Annotated in this window: 19 protein-coding genes and 1 tRNA gene; 11 read left to right on the forward strand and 9 right to left on the reverse strand. The window is 63.8% G+C overall.

The window, feature by feature from the left end; translation table 11 throughout:
* The 4 genes from RRF64_RS11020 to RRF64_RS11035 are packed head-to-tail and all read left to right on the forward strand — an operon-like array spanning nt 1 to nt 4,910.
* Entirely contained in the window at nt 1–2,019 is a 2,019-nt protein-coding gene (locus tag RRF64_RS11020; RefSeq protein ID WP_323845936.1) for a S9 family peptidase, read from the forward strand.
* A 57-nt stretch (nt 2,020–2,076) separates the two neighbouring features.
* Complete coding sequence (locus RRF64_RS11025) at nt 2,077–2,256, forward strand: hypothetical protein (protein ID WP_323845937.1); 180 nt, start codon at nt 2,077–2,079, stop codon at nt 2,254–2,256.
* 13 nt (nt 2,257–2,269) lie between these two features.
* Nucleotides 2,270–3,775 (forward strand): Na+/H+ antiporter NhaC, encoded by a 1,506-nt coding sequence (nhaC, locus tag RRF64_RS11030; protein ID WP_323845938.1) that lies wholly within the window; start codon nt 2,270–2,272, stop codon nt 3,773–3,775.
* Nucleotides 3,768–4,910: a DmpA family aminopeptidase gene (locus RRF64_RS11035; RefSeq protein ID WP_323845939.1), complete on the forward strand. Its 1,143-nt coding sequence runs from the start codon at nt 3,768–3,770 to the stop codon at nt 4,908–4,910. Before nhaC ends, RRF64_RS11035 begins: the two co-directional genes overlap by 8 nt.
* Nucleotides 4,911–4,999: 89 nt before the next feature.
* Here RRF64_RS11035 and RRF64_RS11040 read toward each other — a convergent pair whose 3' ends face one another.
* The 7 genes from RRF64_RS11040 to RRF64_RS11070 form a co-directional block, all read right to left on the reverse strand.
* A complete protein-coding gene (locus RRF64_RS11040; protein ID WP_323845940.1) occupies nt 5,000–6,232 on the reverse strand; it encodes an amidohydrolase family protein in 1,233 nt (410 codons plus the stop codon).
* A gap of 224 nt (nt 6,233–6,456) precedes the next feature.
* The gene (bla, locus tag RRF64_RS11045) at nt 6,457–7,344 is read right to left on the reverse strand and encodes a subclass B3 metallo-beta-lactamase (RefSeq protein ID WP_323845941.1); all 888 of its coding nucleotides are present in this window, start codon (nt 7,342–7,344) and stop codon (nt 6,457–6,459) included.
* Between the two features lie 110 nt (nt 7,345–7,454).
* Complete coding sequence (locus RRF64_RS11050; RefSeq protein ID WP_323845942.1) at nt 7,455–8,471, reverse strand: D-cysteine desulfhydrase family protein; 1,017 nt, start codon at nt 8,469–8,471, stop codon at nt 7,455–7,457.
* Nucleotides 8,472–8,501: 30 nt separating this feature from the next.
* Nucleotides 8,502–9,065, reverse strand: a complete 564-nt coding sequence (locus tag RRF64_RS11055) for a GNAT family N-acetyltransferase (RefSeq protein WP_323845943.1) — start codon at nt 9,063–9,065, stop codon at nt 8,502–8,504.
* Entirely contained in the window at nt 9,062–9,559 is a 498-nt protein-coding gene (locus tag RRF64_RS11060; RefSeq protein ID WP_323845944.1) for a GNAT family N-acetyltransferase, read from the reverse strand. Before RRF64_RS11060 ends, RRF64_RS11055 begins: the two co-directional genes overlap by 4 nt.
* Nucleotides 9,560–9,569: 10 nt before the next feature.
* Entirely contained in the window at nt 9,570–10,028 is a 459-nt protein-coding gene (locus tag RRF64_RS11065) for a YaiI/YqxD family protein (protein WP_323845945.1), read from the reverse strand.
* The gene (locus tag RRF64_RS11070) at nt 10,025–10,249 is read right to left on the reverse strand and encodes a DUF3565 domain-containing protein (protein WP_323845946.1); all 225 of its coding nucleotides are present in this window, start codon (nt 10,247–10,249) and stop codon (nt 10,025–10,027) included. The genes RRF64_RS11065 and RRF64_RS11070 overlap by 4 nt, the downstream gene beginning before the upstream one ends.
* Nucleotides 10,250–10,557: 308 nt before the next feature.
* Here RRF64_RS11070 and rep point away from each other — a divergent pair, with 308 nt between their 5' ends.
* Nucleotides 10,558–12,591: a DNA helicase Rep gene (rep, locus tag RRF64_RS11075; RefSeq protein WP_323845947.1), complete on the forward strand. Its 2,034-nt coding sequence runs from the start codon at nt 10,558–10,560 to the stop codon at nt 12,589–12,591.
* A gap of 188 nt (nt 12,592–12,779) precedes the next feature.
* On the opposite strand, the gene RRF64_RS11080 is transcribed toward rep, so the two are convergent.
* Nucleotides 12,780–13,199, reverse strand: a complete 420-nt coding sequence (locus RRF64_RS11080) for a c-type cytochrome (RefSeq protein WP_323845948.1) — start codon at nt 13,197–13,199, stop codon at nt 12,780–12,782.
* A 394-nt stretch (nt 13,200–13,593) separates the two neighbouring features.
* Between RRF64_RS11080 and RRF64_RS11085 the strand changes: the two genes are divergently transcribed.
* The 3 genes from RRF64_RS11085 to mtgA all read left to right on the forward strand — a co-directional run bounded on the left by RRF64_RS11085 (nt 13,594) and on the right by mtgA (nt 15,966).
* Nucleotides 13,594–13,670: transfer RNA gene (locus RRF64_RS11085), tRNA-Arg, on the forward strand.
* A gap of 330 nt (nt 13,671–14,000) precedes the next feature.
* Nucleotides 14,001–15,035: a selenide, water dikinase SelD gene (gene selD / locus RRF64_RS11090; protein ID WP_323845949.1), complete on the forward strand. Its 1,035-nt coding sequence runs from the start codon at nt 14,001–14,003 to the stop codon at nt 15,033–15,035.
* 250 nt (nt 15,036–15,285) lie between these two features.
* On the forward strand, nt 15,286–15,966 hold the full coding sequence (gene mtgA, locus RRF64_RS11095; protein WP_323845950.1) for a monofunctional biosynthetic peptidoglycan transglycosylase: 681 nt from the start codon (nt 15,286–15,288) through the stop codon (nt 15,964–15,966).
* 644 nt (nt 15,967–16,610) lie between these two features.
* Here mtgA and RRF64_RS11100 read toward each other — a convergent pair.
* Nucleotides 16,611–18,314: an alkaline phosphatase D family protein gene (locus RRF64_RS11100; protein ID WP_323845951.1), complete on the reverse strand. Its 1,704-nt coding sequence runs from the start codon at nt 18,312–18,314 to the stop codon at nt 16,611–16,613.
* A 182-nt stretch (nt 18,315–18,496) separates the two neighbouring features.
* Between RRF64_RS11100 and RRF64_RS11105 the strand changes: the two genes are divergently transcribed.
* The 3 genes from RRF64_RS11105 to RRF64_RS11115 all read left to right on the forward strand — a co-directional run bounded on the left by RRF64_RS11105 (nt 18,497) and on the right by RRF64_RS11115 (nt 20,994).
* On the forward strand, nt 18,497–18,862 hold the full coding sequence (locus RRF64_RS11105) for a winged helix-turn-helix domain-containing protein (RefSeq protein WP_323845952.1): 366 nt from the start codon (nt 18,497–18,499) through the stop codon (nt 18,860–18,862).
* Nucleotides 18,859–19,410 carry a hypothetical protein gene (locus tag RRF64_RS11110; RefSeq protein ID WP_323845953.1) on the forward strand — a complete coding sequence of 184 codons (552 nt, stop codon included), beginning with the start codon at nt 18,859–18,861 and terminating at the stop codon, nt 19,408–19,410. The genes RRF64_RS11105 and RRF64_RS11110 overlap by 4 nt, the downstream gene beginning before the upstream one ends.
* A gap of 108 nt (nt 19,411–19,518) precedes the next feature.
* A complete protein-coding gene (locus RRF64_RS11115; protein WP_323845954.1) occupies nt 19,519–20,994 on the forward strand; it encodes a C13 family peptidase in 1,476 nt (491 codons plus the stop codon).
* Nucleotides 20,995–20,999 lie beyond the last annotated feature (5 nt).

Here is a 20,999-nt window from a genome sequence, read left to right on the forward strand (position 1 = left end):
ATGAAACGACTGGCTGTCTTCTCTCTCTCGCTCCTGGCCGCGGCGCCGCTGGCGGCGCAGACGCTGCGCCCGTTCGAGCTGGCGGACATGCACCGGCTGAACGACCTGTCCGGGCCGAGTTTCTCCCCGGACGGCGAGCGCATCGCCTACAGCGTCAGCACGCACAACCTGGACAGCGATGCCTCGGTGTCCGACCTGTGGCGGGTGAACTGGAGTGGCGGCGCGCCGGTGCAGCTGACCAACACCCAGTTCGCCAGCGAGTGGGCGCCCGCTTACAGCCCGGACGGCCGCTGGCTGGCCTATCTGAGCGATGCGAGCGAGGACGGCTCCACCCAATTGTTCGTGATGCCGGCGGCCGGCGGCGAGGCGCGCCAGGTGAGCAGCCTGGAAGCGGGCGTTAACGACTTCGTGTGGGCGCCGGACAGCCGCAACTTCGCGCTGATCGCCGAGGACGCACCGCCCAAGGCGCAGAAGGACAGCCGCGGCGAGGACAAGCCGCAGCCGCCGCTGGTGATCGACCGCTTCCAGTTTATGGAGGACGGCCGCGACTACCTGACCAACCGCTACCAGCGGCTGTGGAGCCTGAGCCTGGACGGCGAACAGCTGACCCAGCTGACGCGCGCGCCCATGGACGTGTGGCTGCCGTCCTGGGCGCCGGACGGCTCGGCCATCGCCTATGTGACCCGCACCGGCCCAAACCCGGACCGCCACCTGAACTACGACGTCTACACGGTGGCGCCCGAAGCCGGCGCGGTGCCGAAGCGCATCAGCCGGTTCGCCGGCACCGACGTGGATCCCTACTGGGAATCGCGCCCGGTGTGGTCGCCGGACTCGAAACAGCTGGCGTGGCTGCAGAGCGGCGAGGACCAGTGGATCTACTACGCCCCCTGGCAGCTGGTGGTCGCCGATCTGGAGCAAGGCAGCGAGCGCAAAGTGGCGCATATCGACCGCAGCTTCTACAAGCCGCGCTGGTCGGCGGACGGCAAGTCCATCTACGCGCTGGTGGAGCAGAACCTGAACACCTGGCTCGCGCGCATCGATGTCGCCAGCGAGAAGATCGACTACCTGACCCGCGGCCAGCGCATCGGCTACGACTACGCGCTGGCGCAAAACGGCCGCCTGGTGGAACTCGCCTCCACCGACACCCGGCCGCTGTTTATCGAGACGGTGGAAGTGCAGCCGCGCACCCTCGCCAACCACAACGAGTTCCTGGAAGATGTGCAGCTGCAGCCGAGCGAGGAGTTGCGCTTCCAGAGCGGCGGGCACACCATCGAGGCGCTGCTGGTGAAGCCAGTCGGCTATGAGCCCGGCAAGAAGTACCCGACCATAGTGCGCGTGCACGGCGGCCCAGTGTACCAGTTCTCGCACGAGTTCATGGTTGACTGGCAGCTGTACGCGGCGGCCGGCTACGCGGTGCTGGCGGTGAACCCGCGCGGCTCCTCCGGGCGCGGCTTCGACTTCGCGCGCGCTATCTATGCCAGCTGGGGCGAGGTGGATGTGCAGGACGTGCTGGCCGGCGTCGACCACCTGGTGAAAGCCGGCATCGCCGATCCCGAGCGCCTCGGCGTCGGTGGCTGGAGTTACGGCGGCATACTGACCAACTTCCTGATCGCCAGCGACACCCGCTTCAAGGCCGCGATCAGCGGCGCCGGCGTGGCCAACGTGCTCGGCAGCTACGGCCACGATCAATACAGCCGCGAGTACGAACTGGAGCTGGGCACCCCCTGGGACAACTTCGACAACTACGCGCGGGTCAGCTACCCCTTCCTGCGCGCGAACAGGATCACCACCCCGACCCTTTACCAGTGCGCGGAGAAGGACCGCAACGTGCCCTGCCTCGGCGCCGAGCAGATGTACCAGGCGCTCAAGTCGCTGCAGGTGGACACGCGGCTGGTGATCTATCCGGGCGAGAACCACGGCCTGACCGTGCCCAGTTATCTCGCCGACCGCATGCGGCGCAATATGGACTGGTACGGGCGCTATCTGCAGGCGGACACCAAGCTGGCCAGCGCGGAGTAATCCTGTGGGAGCTAACCAGGCTCGCGACAGTTGCACATCTGTTTGTGGGAGCCTGTTGTGACCGCCATGGATGGCGGGGTGCCGCCCAGCAGAAATGCAGATTTTACAGGAGCAAAAATCTGTCAGGCGAACAAAGCGACGCTATTGTCACCTCTGCTTCGCCAGCAGGGCTGGCTCCCACAGGGGAATCTTTCTGATCAGGTGCCACCCGAAACCGATCCCTTTCTGAACGAATAACAAAGGCATTGCTATGAACAAGCCCGAATCCCAAATCCCGCTGTGGCTGGCGCTGACGCCGCCGCTGGTGCTGATCGGCCTGCTGGCCCTGTCCGTGTACCTGTTCGGCGACAGCTCCTCGTCCGGCCCCAACCAGCTGGCACTGATGCTGGCCGCCGCCGCCGCGGCACTGGTCGGCCTGTATCGCGGGCAGAGCTGGGCGGAACTGGAAAAGGCCATGATCAAGGGCATCGGCCTATCGATGAACGCCTGCCTGATCCTGCTGATGGTGGGCACCATGATCGGCAGCTGGATCGTCAGCGGCACGGCGCCGGCACTGATCTACTACGGGCTGGGTCTGCTGGATCCGCAGTGGCTCTACCCGGTGGCGCTGGTCATCTGCGCCATGGTGTCGGTGTCGATCGGCAGCGCCTGGACCACCGCCGGCACCATCGGCATAGCGCTCTTGGGTGTGGCCCATGTGATGGGATTGTCGCTGCCGATCACCGCCGGCGCGGTGGTGTCCGGCGCCTACTTCGGCGACAAGATGTCGCCGCTGTCCGACACCACCAACCTGGCCCCGGCCATGGCCGGCAGCGAGCTGTTCACCCATATCCGCCATATGCTGTGGACCACGGTGCCGTCGTTTGTCATCGCGCTGCTGCTGTTCTGCTGGCTGGCCGCCGGCACCGAATCGAGCGACACCGCCGACGCCATAGCGCAGAGTCGCGAACTGCTCGCGAGCCAGTTCAATGTCGGCTGGCCCACATTTATTCCGCTGCTGGTGGTACTGGGGCTGGCACTGCGCAAGATGCCCGCCTACCCGGCGATACTGCTCGGCGGTTTGACCGGCGCGCTGGTGGCGCTGCTGTACCAGCCCGAGGCGCTGAACCGCTTCGCCGCCGCAGCCGAGCCCGGCTGGCGCGCGACCCTGACCGCGATCTGGCAGGCGATGACCACCGGCTATGTGTCCAACACCGGCGATGAAGTGCTCGACAGCCTGCTGTCCCGCGGCGGCATGGCCAGCATGCTCAACACCGTGTGGCTGATCGTCGCAGCCATGAGCTTCGGCGCGGTGATGGAACACACCGGCCTGCTGCAGCGGCTGGTGCAGGTATTGCTGAAACAGGTGCGCGGCACCGGCTCGCTGATCGCCACCACCGCGGTCACCGCCTTCGGTATGAACATCATCGGCTCGGACCAGTACATGGCGATAGTGCTGCCCGGGCGCATGTTCCGCCTCGAATTCAAGCGCCGCGGCCTCGCGCCGGAGAACCTGTCGCGCACGCTGGAAGACGCCGGCACCATGACCTCGGCGCTGGTGCCCTGGAACACCTGCGGTGCCTTCATGGCCGGCACGCTGGGCGTGGCCACCCTGGCCTACGCGCCCTACGCGTTCCTGAACCTGATCAACCCATTGATGGCGATCATTTACGGCTTTGCCAATTTCAAGATTGTGCGCATCGATGACAAGGCGCTCACAGAGAATGACGACGCCGAAGTCGAGCCGCTTGCGCAACTGGAAGTAAAAAATGCCTAACAAATTGCTGACTGCAGGACTGCTGATGATGGCCACCGTCTGTCACGCCGAGCGCGCCCGCGACCTGGGAATTCCGTTCGACGGCACCCCCGGACCGCTGAACGCAATCACCGATGTCGCCGGCGTGACCGTCGGCCACACGACACTGATCGCCGATACCGACGGCGGCCGCGCGGTGCGCACCGGCGTCAGCGCGGTACTGCCGCGCGGCCGCGACAGCCTGATGGACCCGGTGATGGCCGCGGTCTTCGCGCTGAATGGCAACGGCGAGATGACCGGCAGCCACTGGGTCGAGGAATCGGGTTTATTGGAAGGCCCGGTGATGCTGACCAACACCCACAGCGTCGGCACCGTGCGCGACGCCACCATTGCCTGGCGCGTGCAGGCGGCCGAACCGGATGCCAGCGGCTACACCTGGTCGCTGCCGCTGGTCGCCGAGACCTGGGACGGCCACCTGAACCATATCAACGGCTTTCACGTAAAACCGGAGCACGCGGTGGCGGCGCTGGAGAATGCCAAATCGGGGCCGGTGGCCGAGGGCAGCGTCGGCGGCGGTACCGGCATGATCTGTCACGAATACAAGTGCGGCATAGGCACTGCTTCGCGGCTGGTGAAAGCGGAAAACGAAAACTACACGGTGGGCGTGCTGGTACAGGCCAACTACGGCATCCGCGACACACTGCGCATCGCCGGTGTGCCGGTGGGCCGGCAGCTGCGCGAGCACCGCATCTACACCGAAGCGGATCCGAATGCCGGCGACACCGGCTCTATCATCATCGTCGTCGCCACGGACGCGCCGCTGCTGCCGCACCAGCTGAAGCGGCTCGCCAAGCGCGCGAGCATGGGTCTCGCCCGCGTCGGCTCCTACGCCGGCAACGGCTCCGGCGATATCTTTATCGCCTTCTCCACCGGCAATACCGCCAGCCAGACGGGCCTGCAGCAGCTGCGCATGCTCGGCAACGAACACCTGGACCCGCTGTTCCGCGGCACCGTCGAGGCCACCGAGGAGGCGATCGTCAACGCGCTGGTGGCGGCGACGGATATGCAGGGGGACGAGGGGCGCTATGCGAAGGCCATCGATCACCGCGTACTACGGCAGATGATGGCACGGCATAGCGGCGCCCATGACTGGTGATCGATAAGCTTCGATCACCGCGGACCGCCACGGCATATGGATAGCGCTTCGGCCACTCCCGCAGTCGGGCACTATCCATGACGGAGTTTCTAGTTGCCAGCAGTCGTCATCACATGACCCTGCTTGACACCGATCTCGATTTTTCCGAGGAAGTCCAAGTTTTCCAGCGGATTGCCGGCCAGCATTAGAAAGCTGCCCTCCGCACCCTCGCTGAACCGGCCCAGCCGCCGCTGCGGGAAGAGCCACTGCGGCGTGTCCATAGTCAGGGAGCGCAGCAATGCAGAGCGGTCTGCAATTCCAAGGGCATCGAGATAATTGATCTCGCTCAACACAGTGCCGAACACATTGTCGCTGCCCATCAACAGCGGCACACCGGCGGCCTGCAGGCGGGAAAGATTGAGCTTCTGGATTTCCTGAATTTCGGCCAGCTCGTCGGCCGAATAGCGCCCGTGCTCGCCGGGCACGCTCGCCGTAGCGATCAGTTTGGTGCCCTGCTTTGCGGCGCGGACGATAGTTTCATTGTCGATGAGATAGTCGCCCTTTGCGAAGCCTTCATTCTTCGCGATGCGGTAACCGGGCAGGTGCGCCAGGACCTCCACGCCCGCCTCAATCGCCACGGCCGCATCCCGAGCCGTGTCCACGTGTGCGACCACTGGCACGCCCAGCCTGCGCGCCCGCGCAACGATTTCCGGCACTAGGTCCGGATCGATACCGTTGATACCGCGGTAATCCGCCGCGCCGTGGCGCTCGTCGAATTTTTCGCTGGCAATCAGCACCACCTTGATAAAGTCGGGTTTGTGCGCCAGCACCTTCTGCCAGGCCCTATCCAGTTGCTCAGGGTCGTCTACCGGCAGGAACTGCTCGCGCGCTTTCACCAGTACCGCTTCGGTTGCCTCGCCGGATTCTCCCGCCAGGATCAGCCCCAGCGGATGGCCGTCGGATGCGGAGATACAGTCGGAGGAGTAGCGCACGTCCAGTGTTTCCGCACCGGCAAACTGTGCGCGCAAGCCCTCGCCGAAATCGCACATTTGCGCCAGGTAATAAATGCCTGATTTCTGCTGCAGGGGGCCGAAGTTGTTCACGCCCCAGGCATTCTGCAGATTGTGATTGTGCGCGTCAGCAAAGGGTGGAAGCAAATATTTGCCGCTGGCATCGATCACGTGATCGATATTTTCCGGCTTCCTTTTGGTAAAGGTGCCGCGGCTGTCGATATACCAGTGGTCAGCGCGAAAGTCCTGGCCGTCAAACCACTGGCCGCCGGTGATGGCGAAGGTGCCGGCCAGCGCCGGCGCCTGGGACAGGGCCAGAGTCAACAGCCCCAAGAAGAGATGCAGGTAAAAAGACCTGCCCGTTAAAGACTTATTGTGCTTCAAAATTCACCGCTCCTTGTTACCTCGCTGCCTCAAGAATCAGGCAGCTCTCCAAGCGGCGCACGATGCCAGATGAATGGCGGCGCAGAGAAGTCATAAAAGACAGGCGCCCTATTTTATACGACGAACTTCGCGTGCGTTTCGATCGGGCCGAGTCTGGCACGCAGTGCCGGCAGTCATTTGCTCTGAATTTTTTTACGCTGGTCAGCGAGTTGCGCATCCAGTTTTACCTCAGCCCGATCGGCATAGGTGCGACAGCCGAGTGGTTCGACCTGTTTTGCCTCGGTCTTGAATGCCCAGCTGCTGGCGGGGGGATGCGGAGTCAGTAGCAAATCGCAGGGCAGTTCCCGAACCCTGGCAAATGTGGAGCGGTAATCCTCGACAATTTTTGGGTAGCGGGGATTATCAATTAGTTGATAACCGGGGGCACTGAGGCTGTCGACGTAGGCGATGTTCACATCCCGGCCGTCGCCGCGGTCGCGCCAGGTCCAGGCCATGCTGCCCGGCGTGTGACCGGGGATAAAGTGTACCTGCAGGTGCAGGTCACCGAGCTCGACTCGCTCGCCGTCCTGCAGCAGCCGGTCGGCTTTCACCGGCGGGAATAGGATACCGTCGCCGAAGTGAATGTCGTCGGCACCGCCGCGTGCCAGCAATACCGCGGATTCCGCATTGCTGACCACGCGCGCACCGGTAGCGCGCTGTAGCGCCGCCAGCGGGCCGGCGTGATCGCCATGCGCGTGGCTGTGCAGGATCAGCTTCAGGTCGGTCGGCTCCACACCAAGTGCCTTCATATTTGCCAGCAGATGGTCGGCAGACTGGGGCATGCCGCCATCGATCAGGATGGCACCGTCGCTGCCCTTCAGCAGCAGCGAGGTCAACTCCTCGGTGCCAATCTGCCACGTGCGCTCGGCAATGCGCAGCGGCGCCACCGGACGGCGCCAGGCTTCCGGCACTTCGTAGGCCTGCAGTTGCGGGAGGGGGGCGTATTCCGTTGCCAGCGCAGTAGCGGCCGCGGTTACGGCCAGCGCTCCTGCCATCGTTGTCGCCAGAAATATTCCTTTCATGCTCACTGAGTGGTTTTTCCCTTTTCGTTCACCCGTGGTTTGAGCAGGTGCGGATGAAACAGTTCTTAGAAAATTTTCGATTTGCACCCTAGATTCCGGCCGCGGTGCTTTCAGATCGGCTGCGGAGCGGAGATATTGAGTGTATCCGCATAGGCAAACAGCGCCGGGGCGCCGCCGGTATGCCAGAAGAGCACCCGGTCATCTTTGCTAAACGCATTGTTGCGCAGCAGGTCGATCAGTGCCGCCATGGCGCGCCCGGTATAGACGGGATCCAGCAGTATGCCCTCGGTGCGCGCCAGCAGTTCGATCGCCTCTCGCTCCTGGTCACCTACCACCCCATAGCCCTCGCCCAGGTAATCCCGGTTCAAGTGGAGGTCGCTGCTGTCGAATCTTTGGTCGCTGCCGATCAATGCGGCACTGCGATTGGCCAGTTCGATGATGTGCCGGTCAAACGGGATCTCCCGGTTTTCGAATTTATCGATACTGATGCCGACTATGTCAAAGTCCGCGTCGAGCAGTTTTTTGCCGAGCATCAGGCCGGCGTGGGTGCCGCCGGAGCTAGACGCGAATAGGATATGCGTGAACGAAAGAGCCGTTTCCCGACACTGGCTCTCCAGTTCCATCAATGCCGCCACAAAGGCCAGCGCGCCGAGTTCGCTGGAGCCGCCATAGGGTACCTGGTAAACCTTTTTGCCGGCTTGTTTCAGGTATTCGGCTACCTGCGGAAGATCTTCGCCCTTGCGGTGCACGTTGTTCCAGTGAATATGGCAACCGAAGAGTTGGTCCAGCAACAGATTACCGCTGGCCCTTTCCGGCGGATGGCCGCCGAGCACCAGGTGGCACTCGAGCCCCAGCGCCGCCGCTGCCGCCGCCGTCTGGCGGCAGTGGTTCGACTGGGCGGCGCCGGCCGTGATTATGGTGTCGGCGCCGCGAGCGAGCGCATCGCCAAGAATGAATTCCAGCTTGCGGGTCTTGTTGCCACCGAGCGCTAGCCCAGTCTGGTCGTCACGCTTGATATAGACTTCCGGACCGCCGAAGCGCTCGGTGAAGTTGCGCAGCCGCGTCAGCGGCGTCGGAAAGAATCCCAGGCGCTCTCTCCGCAAATGATCTATCGATAGGTGATCCATCGGCACGCTTCCTCGCAGGTCGCTCATCACTTATACATTTTGCTGGCGCCACTCGGAGGCGCTCAACCGGTATAGGCAGTGGCGCCGCAACGGGCTGCCGAGCGGAACCAGTGGGTGTTCAAAGGTCAACGGGTCTTCGCGCATTCCCAGCCGCTGCATAACCCGCTGCGAGCGGATATTCTGCAGCGCAGTAAACGAGACCACTTCTGCGAGCTGCAATTGTTCGAAGGCGACTCGCAATGTGGCTGTTGCCGCTTCGCCGGCATAACCGCATCCCCAGTAGGGAACCGCAAGGCGCCAGCCGATTTCCACACAGGGGGAAAACGGCAGTTCTGCCGGCGCGTGCTTGAGGCCGACGAAGCCGATAAATTTGCCGTCCTCCCTGCGCTCCGCGGCCCAAAAGCCCCAGCCGTACTCGGCGATATGCGCGCTGCCGCGGTCGACGGCGGCGTCGCTGGCGGCCCGGTCCAGTATTGCCGGGAAAAATTCCATCACGCGCGGGTCGGCATTCATTGCCGCGAAGGGCTCGCGGTCGCAGTCGCGCCACTGACGCAGCAACAGGCGCTCGGTTTGCGGTTCGATTAATTTGCTCATATCGAAATAGAAATAAAGTTTTCGGCCGGCGCGATCATATAGTCGCAGCCGGCGAGCATATCGCTCGGCTCCGGATATTCAGCCACGGCGAAGCCGAGTGCCCGGTACAGGCCGTGGGCGGTGGCATTGTCCTGCAATACAAACAGCGAGCACTCGGAGGCGCCCAGTTCGGAGCAGCCGCGTCGCGCCAGCCCGGTGACCAGCGCTTTGCCGAGGCCGATTCCCCGGTGTTGCGGCGATACGATCAGGCGCCCCAGGTGGCAGCGGCCGAGACGCTGGTAGTACTGACCGAAGGCGAGCAGCTCGCCCCGTCCGCGCACCAGCGCATGGCTCGGCAGCTCGCGCCAGCGGCAGTCCTCGACAAAGGTCTGTGCATCAAACGGATAGCGAAACTGCGGGCCGCCCCACTGCCGGCACTGGCACAGATCCGCCAGCCACGACATCAGTGTCGGCAGCTGTGAATCGCGCGCGGCTTCCAGGCGAATAGATTCCACCGGAGGCTCCTCAGATTTTCCTGCGGCTCGCCGCCAGCCAGCGGTCCAGCTGATCGGCGAAGGCCTTGCGCTCCTGCTGCCCGAGCGGCGGCGGCCCGCCGGTGTGCATGCCGCTCGCGCGCATGGTGTCCATAAAGTCGCGCATATTCAGGCGCGCGCGGATATTCGCCTTGGAGTAGCGCTCGCCGCGCGGGTTCAGCGCGTCGCCGCCCTTGTCGATCACCTCCGCCGCCAGCGGGATATCGCTGGTGATCACCAGATCGCCGGCGGAACAGCGCCTGACGATTTCGTTGTCGGCCACATCGAAGCCCGAGGTCACCTGCAGGGATTTGATAAAGCGCGACGGCGGCACCCGCACCGGCTGGTTGGCCACCAGCGTCATTTCCGTGTGGGTGCGCTCGGCGGCGCGGAACAGGATTTCCTTGATGGCCACCGGGCAGGCGTCGGCGTCGACCCAGATCTTTGTCATTTATCTCGTACCTCGGCTAGGTTGTCCGGCGGCGCGCCCTCATCGCATTTCACACAGTTCAGCAGATGACCGAGCATCGACTCGCGGCCGGATTCAGTGGTGACCCAGGGGCGATTCTGCCAGGGCGGATCGTGGCGCACGTGCTGGTTGTGGCCGCAGGCGAGTTCGGCGACCCAGTGGTCTTCCTCGTCGCGGTGGTAGCCGGCGATGGGTTGTTGCATGGGGATTCTGCCCGGCGGGTCGATTTGTGGGCTTTATAGCCAATTGCCGTGGGGATGTATATCTGCAGCTCGGGATTGAAGGGAGTCAACATGTAGGAGCGGCCGGTGGCCGCGATCAGGGGTTGGGTGGAGCCGGATAGCCCTATCGCGGCCACCGGCCGCTCCTACAGGGCACCCCGGTCATGCCGGTGGACGTCGTTATGTCGAGTCTATGAGCCGGCAGTTTCCGATAGATCTTCTAAAGCGAGCAATCTGCCCAAGACTGGTAGAATCCCCGCCTCGAGCGCAACCAAGATGTAAGCCCCAGAATGACCAAGCTGAACCCCCGCCAGGCGGAGGCGGTGAAATATGTCGACGGCCCCTGCCTGGTGCTGGCCGGCGCCGGCTCCGGCAAGACCAGCGTGATCACGCGCAAGATCGCCTACCTGATCGAGGAGTGCGGCTACGCCGCGCGCAATATCGCCGCGCTGACCTTCACCAACAAGGCCGCCCGTGAGATGAAGGAGCGGGTCGGCAAGCTACTGTCAGGCGCGGACGGCAAGCGCTCCAAGGCCAGCCACGGCCTGACGGTGTCCACCTTCCACAACCTGGGCCTGAACATCCTGCGCAAGGAACACCGCGCGGCGGGCTTCAAGCCGGGCTTCTCCATCTTCGACGCCGAGGACGCCCGCGGCCTGATCAAGGAGCTGATGCTGCGCGACGGCGATCTGGACACCGACCTGCTCGACCGGGTGCAGAACCAGATCTCCAACTGGAAGAACGACATGCTGACCCCGCGCAAGGCGCTGGAGACGGCGCAGAGCCCGGGCGAACAGGCCATCGCCGTGGCCTACGGGCGCTACTGCGAGGCGCTCAAGGCCTACAACGCGGTCGACTTCGACGACCTGATCCTGCTGCCGGTGCAGCTGTTCGATTCCGACCCGGAACTGCTGCAGCGTTGGCGCAAGAAGATCCGCTACCTGCTGGTGGACGAGTACCAGGACACCAACAACTCCCAGTACCTGCTGGTAAAGATGCTGGTGGGCGGCCGCGGCGGCCTCACCGTGGTGGGCGACGACGACCAGTCGATCTACGCCTGGCGCGGCGCGCGCCCGGAGAACATGAGCGCGCTGAAGACCGACTTCCCCAACCTGCGCCTGATCAAGCTGGAGCAGAACTACCGCTCCACCAGCCGCATCCTCAAGGTGGCCAACCACCTGATTGCGCACAACCCGCACGAGTTCGACAAGGCGCTGTGGTCCGACCGCGGCCTCGGCGAGGAGATCCGCGTGCTCAAGGTGTCCAACGAGAACGAGGAGGCGGAGCGGGTCGCCAACGAGATATTCCTGCAGAAGGCGCGCCGCGGGGCCAGGTTCATGGACTTCGCCGTGCTCTACCGCGGCAACCACCAGGCGCGCCTCATAGAAATGAAACTGCAGGAAAACCAGATTCCCTACCAGATGTCCGGCGGCACCAGCTTCTTCGCCCGCGCGGAGATCAAGGACGTGATGGCCTACCTGCGCTTGTTAGTTAACCCGGACGACGACAACGCCTTCCTGCGCATCATCAACACCCCGCGCCGGCAGATCGGCACCAGCACGCTGGAGGCGCTGGGCAACTACGCCAAGGGCCGCGAGATCTCGATGTTCAACGCCTGTTCGGAGATCGGCTTCCGGGAGCATATCAACGAGCAGGGCTACGAGCGCCTGAACCGTTTCGCCCTGTGGCTCGAGGGGGTGCAGCGCAATTGCCGCGAGAAGAGTGCCGATGCCGCATTGCGGGAAATGCTCGACGATATCGACTATGCCGGCTGGCTGGCGCAGAACGCCAGCAGCGACAAGGTGGCCGAGAAGCGCATGGAGAACGTCTACTGGCTGCTGGAAAGCCTGAACAAGACCATGGAGGGCACCGACGACGAGCTGGAGCAGGATATCCGCCTGGAACAGGCGATCTCCAAGCTGATCCTCAGGGACATGCTCGACCGCCAGGAAGAGGAGGAGGCCACCGACAAGGTCAGCCTGATGACCCTGCACGCGTCCAAGGGCCTGGAATATCCCCATGTGTTCATGATCGGCATGGAGGAAAACCTGCTGCCGCACCGCAACAGCATCGAGGACGACAATATCGAGGAGGAGCGCCGCCTCACCTATGTCGGCATCACCCGCGCGCAGAAGACCCTGACCATGACCCTGGCGGGCAAGCGCAAGCAGTTCGGCGAGACCCAGGACACGACGCCGAGTCGCTTCCTCGACGAACTGCCGCCGGAGGACTGCGTATTCGAGGGCTTCGGCAAGGCCACGCCGGAGCAGAACCAGGCCAGGGGTGAGGAGACGCTGGGCTCGCTGCTGAGTATGTTCGACTGACGCAGTGCCCTTGTAGGAGCTGCGGGGCGGCCCTTGGCCGCGATCGATGCCGGGGAATCTCCCACCGCCGATCGCGGCCACCGGCGAATGGCCGCCCCGCAGCTCCTACAAGGGAAAAAAGCCGGCATTCAGACACAAAAAAAGGCCGCTCACTGAGCGGCCTTCTCGCAAGCGAAGTAAGCGATCGCTTACTTGCTGCCTTCCACCATGTAATCCACGGCGGCTTTCACTTCGTCTTCACTGCAGTCCATGCACAGGCCCTTGGCCGGCATCGCATTGAAGCCGTTGATCGCGTGGGTGTAGAGCGTGTCCATGCCCTTGCCGATACGCGGGCCCCAGGCGCCGGCGTCGCCGAACTTGGGCGCACCCGCGGCACCGGTGGCGTGACAGGTGGAGCAGCTCGCCTTGTAGATGTCCTCGCCACTGCGGGCCGCACCGCCCGCTGCGGGCGCCGCCGCGACTGCCGCCGCACAGGGTTCACCCTTCATGCAGCTGGTGCCGGCCGGCGCGATACGCTCGGCGATCTCCTGATCCACCGACTGCGCCACTGCAGCGGCCGCACCCGCAACCACGGCCAGTGCCGCCACAATACCCAAAATCTTCTTCATCCTATCCCCCTGAGGGCCTTCTTGCCCCTAATGGCCGACTCGGGCGGCCGCTAGACTGCCGGCACACTGCCGCATACCTCTACCAGCCGCGCATTATAAGCATTGTGCCGCCCGCTGCGAAGGGCGCCAGCCGAGAAACGCCTCATTCCACTTTGCCCCACCCCACCCCTTCTGTATAATCCGCGTCCGCACTGGCCTACGCCAGACCGCGATCCGCGCCCCTAGCTCAGCTGGGTGAGGCAAGCGTTGGCGAAGCATCGCTTCGCGCGCAGCCGAACGCCGTCAACCTTTGGTTGGCGGCCGGACCCGAGCAAAGCGAGGGGAGCGTTGCCGGAAGCCGCAGGCTTCCCGCCCCGCTGCCGGCACAGTGTAAGATTGGAAAAAACCGCGTTCCGCGCCCCTAGCTCAGCTGGATAGAGCGTTGCCCTCCGGAGGCAAAGGTCAGAGGTTCGAATCCTCTGGGGCGCGCCATATACAAGAAAGGCCACCCAACGGGTGGCCTTTCTTGTATATGGTGGGCCCCAGGGCCCCAGATTAGAACCTCCCGGTTCGACTCGGAGGCAGCGAAGCTGCCGGAGAGCAGCGAGCCCGAAGGGCGAAGCTCATCCTCGAGCCACTGCACTATCAAAGCCCAACGGGCGAAGCTAATCCTCGGCGGCAGGCCCGCACCGCGGACCTCATGTCCCTCACCCCAGACAAAAACCTCCACGCAACTCAACAAACTCCGACAAACCGCACCCAAGCCGAACACCCGCCGGCTTTGCTATCATCCCGCCACTTCGCATTCCCCCAGGAGCCCCCATGACCGAGCAGATCCGCCTCACCCAGTTCAGCCACGGCGCCGGCTGCGGTTGCAAGATTTCCCCCAAGGTGCTGGAGGTGATCCTGGCCGGCAGCGGTGCCCAGAATCTGGATCCGCGCCTGTGGGTCGGCAACGCCTCGCGCGACGACGCGGCGGTCTACGCCATCGACGACGAGCGCGGGGTCATCTCGACCACCGACTTCTTTATGCCCATTGTCGACGACCCCTACGACTTCGGGCGCATCGCCGCCACCAACGCCATCAGCGACGTCTACGCCATGGGCGGCGATCCGCTGATGGCCATTGCCATTCTGGGTTGGCCGGTCAACCTGCTGCCCGCCGAAGTGGCGCGCGAGGTTATCCGCGGTGGTCGCGCCATCTGCGACGAGGCCGGCATCCCGCTGGCCGGCGGCCACTCCATCGATGCGCCCGAGCCCATCTTCGGCCTCGCCGTCACCGGCGTGGTGGAGAAGCGTTTCGTAAAGCGCAACGACAGCGCCAGCGCCGGCTGCCGCCTGTACCTGACCAAGCCGCTGGGCATCGGCGTCCTCACCACCGCGGAAAAGCAGGGCAAACTGCGCGCGGAAGACGTGGGCCTCGCCCGCGACTGGATGTGCACGCTGAACAAGGCGGGCAGCCGCTTCGGCCGGCTGGAAGGCGTGAGGGCCATGACCGACGTCACCGGCTTCGGCCTGCTCGGCCACCTGGTGGAGATGGCCGATGGCAGCGGGCTCAGCGCCCGCATCGATTACGCCGCGGTGCCGCGCCTGGCCTCGGTTGAACACTATCTGGAACAGGGCTGCGTACCCGGCGGCACGCACCGCAACTTCGACAGCTACGGCGAGCGCATAGCGCCCCTGAGTGACGCGCACAAACTGCTGCTGTGTGACCCGCAGACCAGCGGTGGGCTGCTGATGGCGGTGGCCCCCGAGGGCGAGGCCGAATTCCTCGCCACGGCCCGGGAACTGGGCCTGGAGCTGGCGCCGATCGGCGAGCTGTACGCGCGGCAGCGCCACGCGGTCGAGGTAAGCTGAGGCCGCAGAAGCGCAGGGTGACGTGAATTCGTCTCGCAGGATTGGCGCTTTCAACGCCTATTCGTCATTCCGGCGCAGGCCGGAATGACGAATCAGCCACAGGATGCGCGAAGTCGCGCTGCACATGGCCCTGCACATGGCCCTGCACATGGCCCAACCAAAAGACGCGGCTGGCGAAGCCAAAGGGAACCCCGATCCCCAACAGGTATCTCATAAGGCAAGCCCGCATAAGTAACCGCTGTACCCGACCATGCCCCGACTCCTTAAACGCGCTTCCAAAGTCGCCCTCTGGCTCTGCATCATCTTCGTGACAGTCACCACCCTACAGGTACTGGTACTGCGCTGGGTGAATCCGCCCTCCTCCATGGTGATCCAGCACTGGCAGCAGCAGAGTGGCCGCAACGCACAGCTGGAATGGCGCCCGCTGGAGAGGATTTCCCCCAACCTGCAGGTGGCCGTCATCGCCGCGGAGGACCAGAAATTTCCCCTGCACCACGGCTTCGATTTCGCCTCCCTGCAGAAAGCCATGAATGAGAAGCGCAAGCGCACCCGCGGTGCCAGTACCATCACCCAGCAGACCGCCAAGAACCTGTTCCTGTGGAGCGGCCGCAGCTACCTGCGCAAGGGATTTGAAGCCTGGTATACGCTGCTGTTGGAACTGCTGTGGCCCAAGGAGCGGATTCTGGAGGTCTATCTGAATATCGCCGAGTTCGGCGACGGGATTTACGGCGCCCAGGCCGCCGCGCGCAACTTCTACGGCACCTCCGCGCGGCACCTCAGCCGCTGGCAGGCGGGGCTGATGGCAGCGGTGCTCCCAAGTCCGAAACGCATGTCCGCTATGACCCCTTCCCGCTACGTGCGCAGCCGCGCAGCGGATATCAACGGGCAGGTTCGGCAACTCGGTGGAACCGGTTACTTGCAGAAGCTCTGAAATCGAGAGTAAATGCTTTATTCGATTCCGGCCTGAATGGCATTAAGTTAAGGCGTTCCGCGGTGCATTTGTAGGAAGCTGCGCTGTGGGAGCCAGCCCTGCAGGCGATTGAGACGGTGCTACTGGCAGTACCCGTTTCGCCAGCAGGGCTGGCTCCCACAGGGCGATTTTCCCTGACTGAGCGCCACTCGCCCCTGAGCCTGGGGTTCGGCAAGGAGACCGGCGCTCTCCGATCGCCGACAGTACTGCCCACAAACAAAAATGCCAGCGGCCCTGGGCGCTGGCATTTTTGTTCTGCGATGCATCTCCCCCACCGGTCCCGGCCCCCACGCAGAGAAAGCGGGCATCCGTGGGAAGACCGGAAAACAACGCGCTCATTAGTAGGTGCAGCGCCTCGTTCAGCGGGGCCAGTCTGCTCCACTGCCGGTCGTAGCCGGCGGCCTGCTGGTCAAAGGCTTTCCGGATCAAATCGCGCTGCATCCTGGCTCTCCAGTTAGTCGTTCATCTAGTCGCTGATCGTCGGGTATGCCCGAGCACCCATCCGGAATTCACGGCCTTTCGCTCGCGGGCCTTTCCGGCTTCGCATCGCTGGATGCCCGGCCTGCGCCGGGATGACGAATCAGATGGGATGCAGAGAAAAAGAATCAGACCAGGCTGTGCACCACGCTGTGGCTGCCGGCCTCGGCGAACTCGGTGCTGTCGATGTTGTCGACGAACTTCCACTCCGCCTGTACCTGCTCCCGGCGGAAGGTCAGTGCCATATAGCCGCGCTGGTGCAGGTTGCAGTATTGCAGCTCGTCGATCAGCACCGGCATGCCCCGGGCCAGTTCCTGCGCGGATTTCTCGTCCAGCGTCAGATAGGTCTCCATGCCCGGTGACGTGACGCTGGGTGCGGCGAACTCCAGGCCCACCATGTTTCCGCGCGCGTCTTTCAGGTGATTGAACCAGGCGTTGTGGGTATCCCCGGCCACCACCACCAGGTTCTTCTGCAGTTCGCGCGCGCGCCGATACAGCGCCTCGCGCTCGACTGAATAGCCGTCCCAGGCGTCGAGGTTGTAGGGCACCACCTGCTGCAGGCGCGCACGCTGGCTTTCGCTCAGCGGCTCGCCCTTGAGACTGGCCGCTTTGAATCCGACCAGCTCGGCAGTGGTATCGGGTCTCTTACCGCCCGAAGCGTAATTCATCATGATTTCCGCCGGCAGGTGCATCCTGCCCATCAGCACCTGCTGGCCCAGCAGCTGCCAGTGGCCGCTGGATTTTTCCAGCGTGCGCTCCAGCCAGGCGCGCTGCTTCTGGCCGAGCAGGGAGCGCGCCGGGTCCGCCAGCGCGGCGGCGAAGGCGCGGCCGTCGAAGCTGCCGTCCTCGCCGATATAGCCGGCGAAATCTATCTGCGCGTCGCGGCCGATCACGCGGGTGTCCAGCATATGCAGGTCCAGCAGGTCGCCGAAACTGAAGCTGCGGTAGATCTGCGGGTGCCGCTCGCCCATCGGCGGGCGGATCGGCAGCCACTCGTAATAGGCCTGCACCGCCGCCGCCCGGCGCGCGAAGAAGTCGCCCTCGTCGGGGCTGTGGTTTTCCGCACCGGCCTTCCAGGTGTCGTTGGCAACTTCGTGATCGTCCCACACGGCGATGAAGGGCGCGGCCGCGTGCAGCGCCTGCAGACCGGCATCGGTGCGGTAGAGAGCGTAGCGCTTGCGGTAGTCGGTCAGCGTCAGAATCTCGCCGCCGTTGTCCTCCGGCAGCGCGCGCCCTATCTCCGCCGAGCGCTCGGTGGCGTAGCCGTCTGCGGGATATTCATAGATGTAATCACCCAGGTGCAGCACCGCGTCCCAGTCGTCGCTCTGCGCCGCCAGCTGGTAGGCATTGAAGTGACCGGCGGGATAGTTGGAGCAGGAGAAAACGGCCAGCTTCACCTGGTCCACGCCGGCCGCGGGCAGGGTCCTGGTGTGGCCCACCGTGCTCTGCTCGCCGGCACCGACAAAGCGGTAGAAGTAACTGGTGCCCGGCTGCAGGCCCTGCACATCGATCTTGATGGTGTAGTCGCGGGCCAGATCCGTGTCGGCGCTGCCGCGGCGCAAAACGTCGGTGAACTGCCGGTCCCGAGCCAGTTCCCAGGTGACTTTTACTGGCTCTGCCGGCCCCGCCGGCGCGCTGCCCTCGGCCGGTGTGGCCCGGGTCCAGAGGATGACCGCATCCTGCAGCGGATCGCCGCTGGCGACGCCGTGCCGGAAAGTGACCGCGGAGGGCAGTTCGGGCCGGGTCATCGCCTGCAGCGGCGTGGATACCACCACGCCGCCGGTAGCGGCCAGGGCGGCCTTGATGAAATTGCGTCGGGTGAATCTGTTCACGGTGGTCACGCCTGTCTTGTTGTGGTTATCGAATGTGACTTCACAGCCTAGGGCCGGAGTATGACAGCTCGACGAAAGGAGCGCGAAGCACCTGGCGGCACTCGATCGCCCCTGCCTAGCGGTCTTTTCCGAACGGTCAGGCCACCCGCGGGTCCCGGCCCGTTTACATACCTTAAATGTAGGTGTATAAACCTATTTTTAAGGTTTTGGTGATCGCCGTGCTTGAAGCCATATTGGGCTCAACCAGCGCTGAGCGGGTACTGGTATTCCTTTGTGCCAGAGAAGGCGGCTACGCCGCCGAAATAGCCAGGGCATTCGCAACCGACCTCAGTCCTATCCAGAAACAGTTGGAAAGGATGGAGCGCGATGGCCTGCTGATCAGTCGCACCATCGGCCGCACGAGGGTCTATGAGTTCAACCCGCGCAATCCATTTGTGCCGGAGTTGAAGTCGCTCCTACGAAAGGCACTCGACCTGTACCCGGAACAGATCAAAGAAAGCCTGCTCCTCGATCGGCGCCGCCCGCGCAAAAAGAGCAAACCGCTATGAAACCGATCGGCGAGCTATCGCGCCTGGAATTGGCGGCCCTGCTGTGTGAAACGCTGAAGAATCACGGCATCGACGTGGTGCTATCCGGCGGTTCCTGCGTTTCCATTTACTCATCGGAGCGGTACGTTTCGAAAGACCTGGACTTTATTGATATCAGTTTGAAGTCCAACCGGCAGATAGCCCAAGCGATTCAGTCACTGGGCTTTGAGAACCGCCCCAGGAACAGCCGACACTTCACCCATCCCGACTCCAACCTGAGCGTGGAATTTCCTTCCGCGCCACTCACTGTTGGCGAAGAATATATTCCATCCTCAGCGGTTAATACGCTCTCTACCGACTTGGGGACGCTGCGCCTGCTCACCCCTACGGACTGCGTAAAGGACCGGCTGGCAAACTATTACTATTTCCGGGACAACCAGTGCCTGGAACAGGCTGTCCTGGTCGCCAAGGCCCACCCCATCGACCTCAATTCGCTCGAAACCTGGCATAAGAACGAAGGGCAGGAACAAGGCTTCAAGCAATTTTTGCGCTTACTCCAGGGCAAGTAGCCTGCAACTCAAACTGGCCTGCTATCTGATGATAGAGCGGGACAGACACCAATTTGTTAGTCTGCCTTCAATAGCCAGAGGAGCACCTCCCGGAATATGAAAGCGATCATGAAACACACCTGTCTGCCTGCGCTGTTGCTACTCCTCACCGGCTGCGAGCCGGCACAGTTTGCCGGCGGCACCGCGCTGCCGGACGGCTCTGTCTATGCCGGCGATCTGGAAAATGGCCTGTTCCACGGCCAGGGCGAACTCAGCTGGCCCGATGGCCGCCGCTACGAGGGGGAATTCCGACAGGGGCGGATGACCGGACAGGGGCGGTACGTTTTCGGTGACGGCTGCAGTTACGACGGCGAGATGCTCGACGGCGACTTCGATGGCAACGGCCGCTACGCGTGCGGAGAGACCGTGTGGGAGGGGGAGTTCCAGCAGGGCGAACTGCTGACGGGCTCTGTGGCCTGGGACAACGGCGAAGCCTATCAGGGCGAGTTCCAGGGTTGGGAGCCCAGCGGCCAGGGGCACCGCACAACGGTCGAGGGCGCCCACTACGAAGGCACCTTCGCAAACGGCTACCTGGTGCAGGGCAGCTACCGGGACGAACAGGGCTATCGCTACCAGGGCGGCTTCGAGTACTCCTACTACAACGGCGAGGGCGAGCTGACCCAGCCGGACGGCACCGTCATCCGGGCCACCTTCGAATACGGCGAGGCGAATGGCGAGGGCGTGCGCATTCGCCAGGATGGCGACGGCGAACCAGTGGAGGAACCGGGCTATTTCGTCGCCGGCCAGTATTACGCGAGCAAGCAGGCCTGGCGCGGCAGCGACAGACAGCTAAAGGCAGCGGTGGAAGCGCGCCTCTATTCGGAAGCCGACCGCCTGCAATCCATGTTCTCCACCCTTGCGCCACAGCGGCCGGGTGTGCGCGATGTGTACCTGCTGATCGTCGGCGGCGACGGCACCTCACCCGTGTTTGCCAAAGAAGTGGACTGGGTGTCGCAAAGACTGGGCACCGTATTCGATATAGCGCAGCGGCAGCTCCGCCTCAGCAACGGCAGCGGCGACAAATTCCCGCTCGCCACCCGCACCAGCGTACGCGAGAGCCTCAAGGCGCTGGATGCCGTGATGGATCCGGACGAGGACCTGCTGCTGGTGCATCTGGTCAGCCACGGCGACGACAATGGCGATTTCAAACTGGCCGAGCACAAGCTGCCGTTGAACGACCTGTCGGTGGCGGATGGCAAACAGTGGCTGGACGGCCTGAACGCTCGCCACCAGTGGATCATCGTGTCCGCCTGCTATTCCGGCCTATGGAAAGACGCACTGGCCAACCCAGAGCGCGCCATATTCACCTCCGCTGCCCCGGACCGCACCTCCTTCGGCTGCAGCGACGACTCGGAGCGCACCTGGTTCAGCGCGGCGCTGTATGGTGATGCGCTAAATGCGGGTGTCGGCGATCCGGCCGCCTGGTTCAACGCCGCCAACCGGCGGGTTACCGAGATGGAAAGGGAACAGGGGATCGAGGAAGACGCCCACTCGCTGCCGCAGCAGGCGGTTGGGAAGGCGTTTTTGCGGTGGTGGAGACAGTAGCACCG

Source organism: Microbulbifer magnicolonia, assembly GCF_035117725.1.
GTDB lineage: Bacteria > Pseudomonadota > Gammaproteobacteria > Pseudomonadales > Cellvibrionaceae > Microbulbifer > Microbulbifer magnicolonia.

Excerpts from the sequence above, each read along its gene's own strand:
- RRF64_RS11020 (WP_323845936.1), top strand. The coding sequence starts at position 1 with ATGAAACGACTGGCTGTCTTCTCTCTCTCGCTCCTGGCCGCGGCGCCG.
- nhaC (WP_323845938.1), top strand. The coding sequence starts at position 2,270 with ATGAACAAGCCCGAATCCCAAATCCCGCTGTGGCTGGCGCTGACGCCG.
- RRF64_RS11035 (WP_323845939.1), top strand. The coding sequence starts at position 3,768 with ATGCCTAACAAATTGCTGACTGCAGGACTGCTGATGATGGCCACCGTC.
- bla (WP_323845941.1), bottom strand. The coding sequence starts at position 7,344 with ATGAAAGGAATATTTCTGGCGACAACGATGGCAGGAGCGCTGGCCGTA.
- RRF64_RS11050 (WP_323845942.1), bottom strand. The coding sequence starts at position 8,471 with ATGGATCACCTATCGATAGATCATTTGCGGAGAGAGCGCCTGGGATTC.
- RRF64_RS11055 (WP_323845943.1), bottom strand. The coding sequence starts at position 9,065 with ATGAGCAAATTAATCGAACCGCAAACCGAGCGCCTGTTGCTGCGTCAG.
- RRF64_RS11065 (WP_323845945.1), bottom strand. The coding sequence starts at position 10,028 with ATGACAAAGATCTGGGTCGACGCCGACGCCTGCCCGGTGGCCATCAAG.
- RRF64_RS11070 (WP_323845946.1), bottom strand. The coding sequence starts at position 10,249 with ATGCAACAACCCATCGCCGGCTACCACCGCGACGAGGAAGACCACTGG.
- rep (WP_323845947.1), top strand. The coding sequence starts at position 10,558 with ATGACCAAGCTGAACCCCCGCCAGGCGGAGGCGGTGAAATATGTCGAC.
- RRF64_RS11080 (WP_323845948.1), bottom strand. The coding sequence starts at position 13,199 with ATGAAGAAGATTTTGGGTATTGTGGCGGCACTGGCCGTGGTTGCGGGT.
- selD (WP_323845949.1), top strand. The coding sequence starts at position 14,001 with ATGACCGAGCAGATCCGCCTCACCCAGTTCAGCCACGGCGCCGGCTGC.
- mtgA (WP_323845950.1), top strand. The coding sequence starts at position 15,286 with ATGCCCCGACTCCTTAAACGCGCTTCCAAAGTCGCCCTCTGGCTCTGC.
- RRF64_RS11110 (WP_323845953.1), top strand. The coding sequence starts at position 18,859 with ATGAAACCGATCGGCGAGCTATCGCGCCTGGAATTGGCGGCCCTGCTG.
- RRF64_RS11115 (WP_323845954.1), top strand. The coding sequence starts at position 19,519 with ATGAAACACACCTGTCTGCCTGCGCTGTTGCTACTCCTCACCGGCTGC.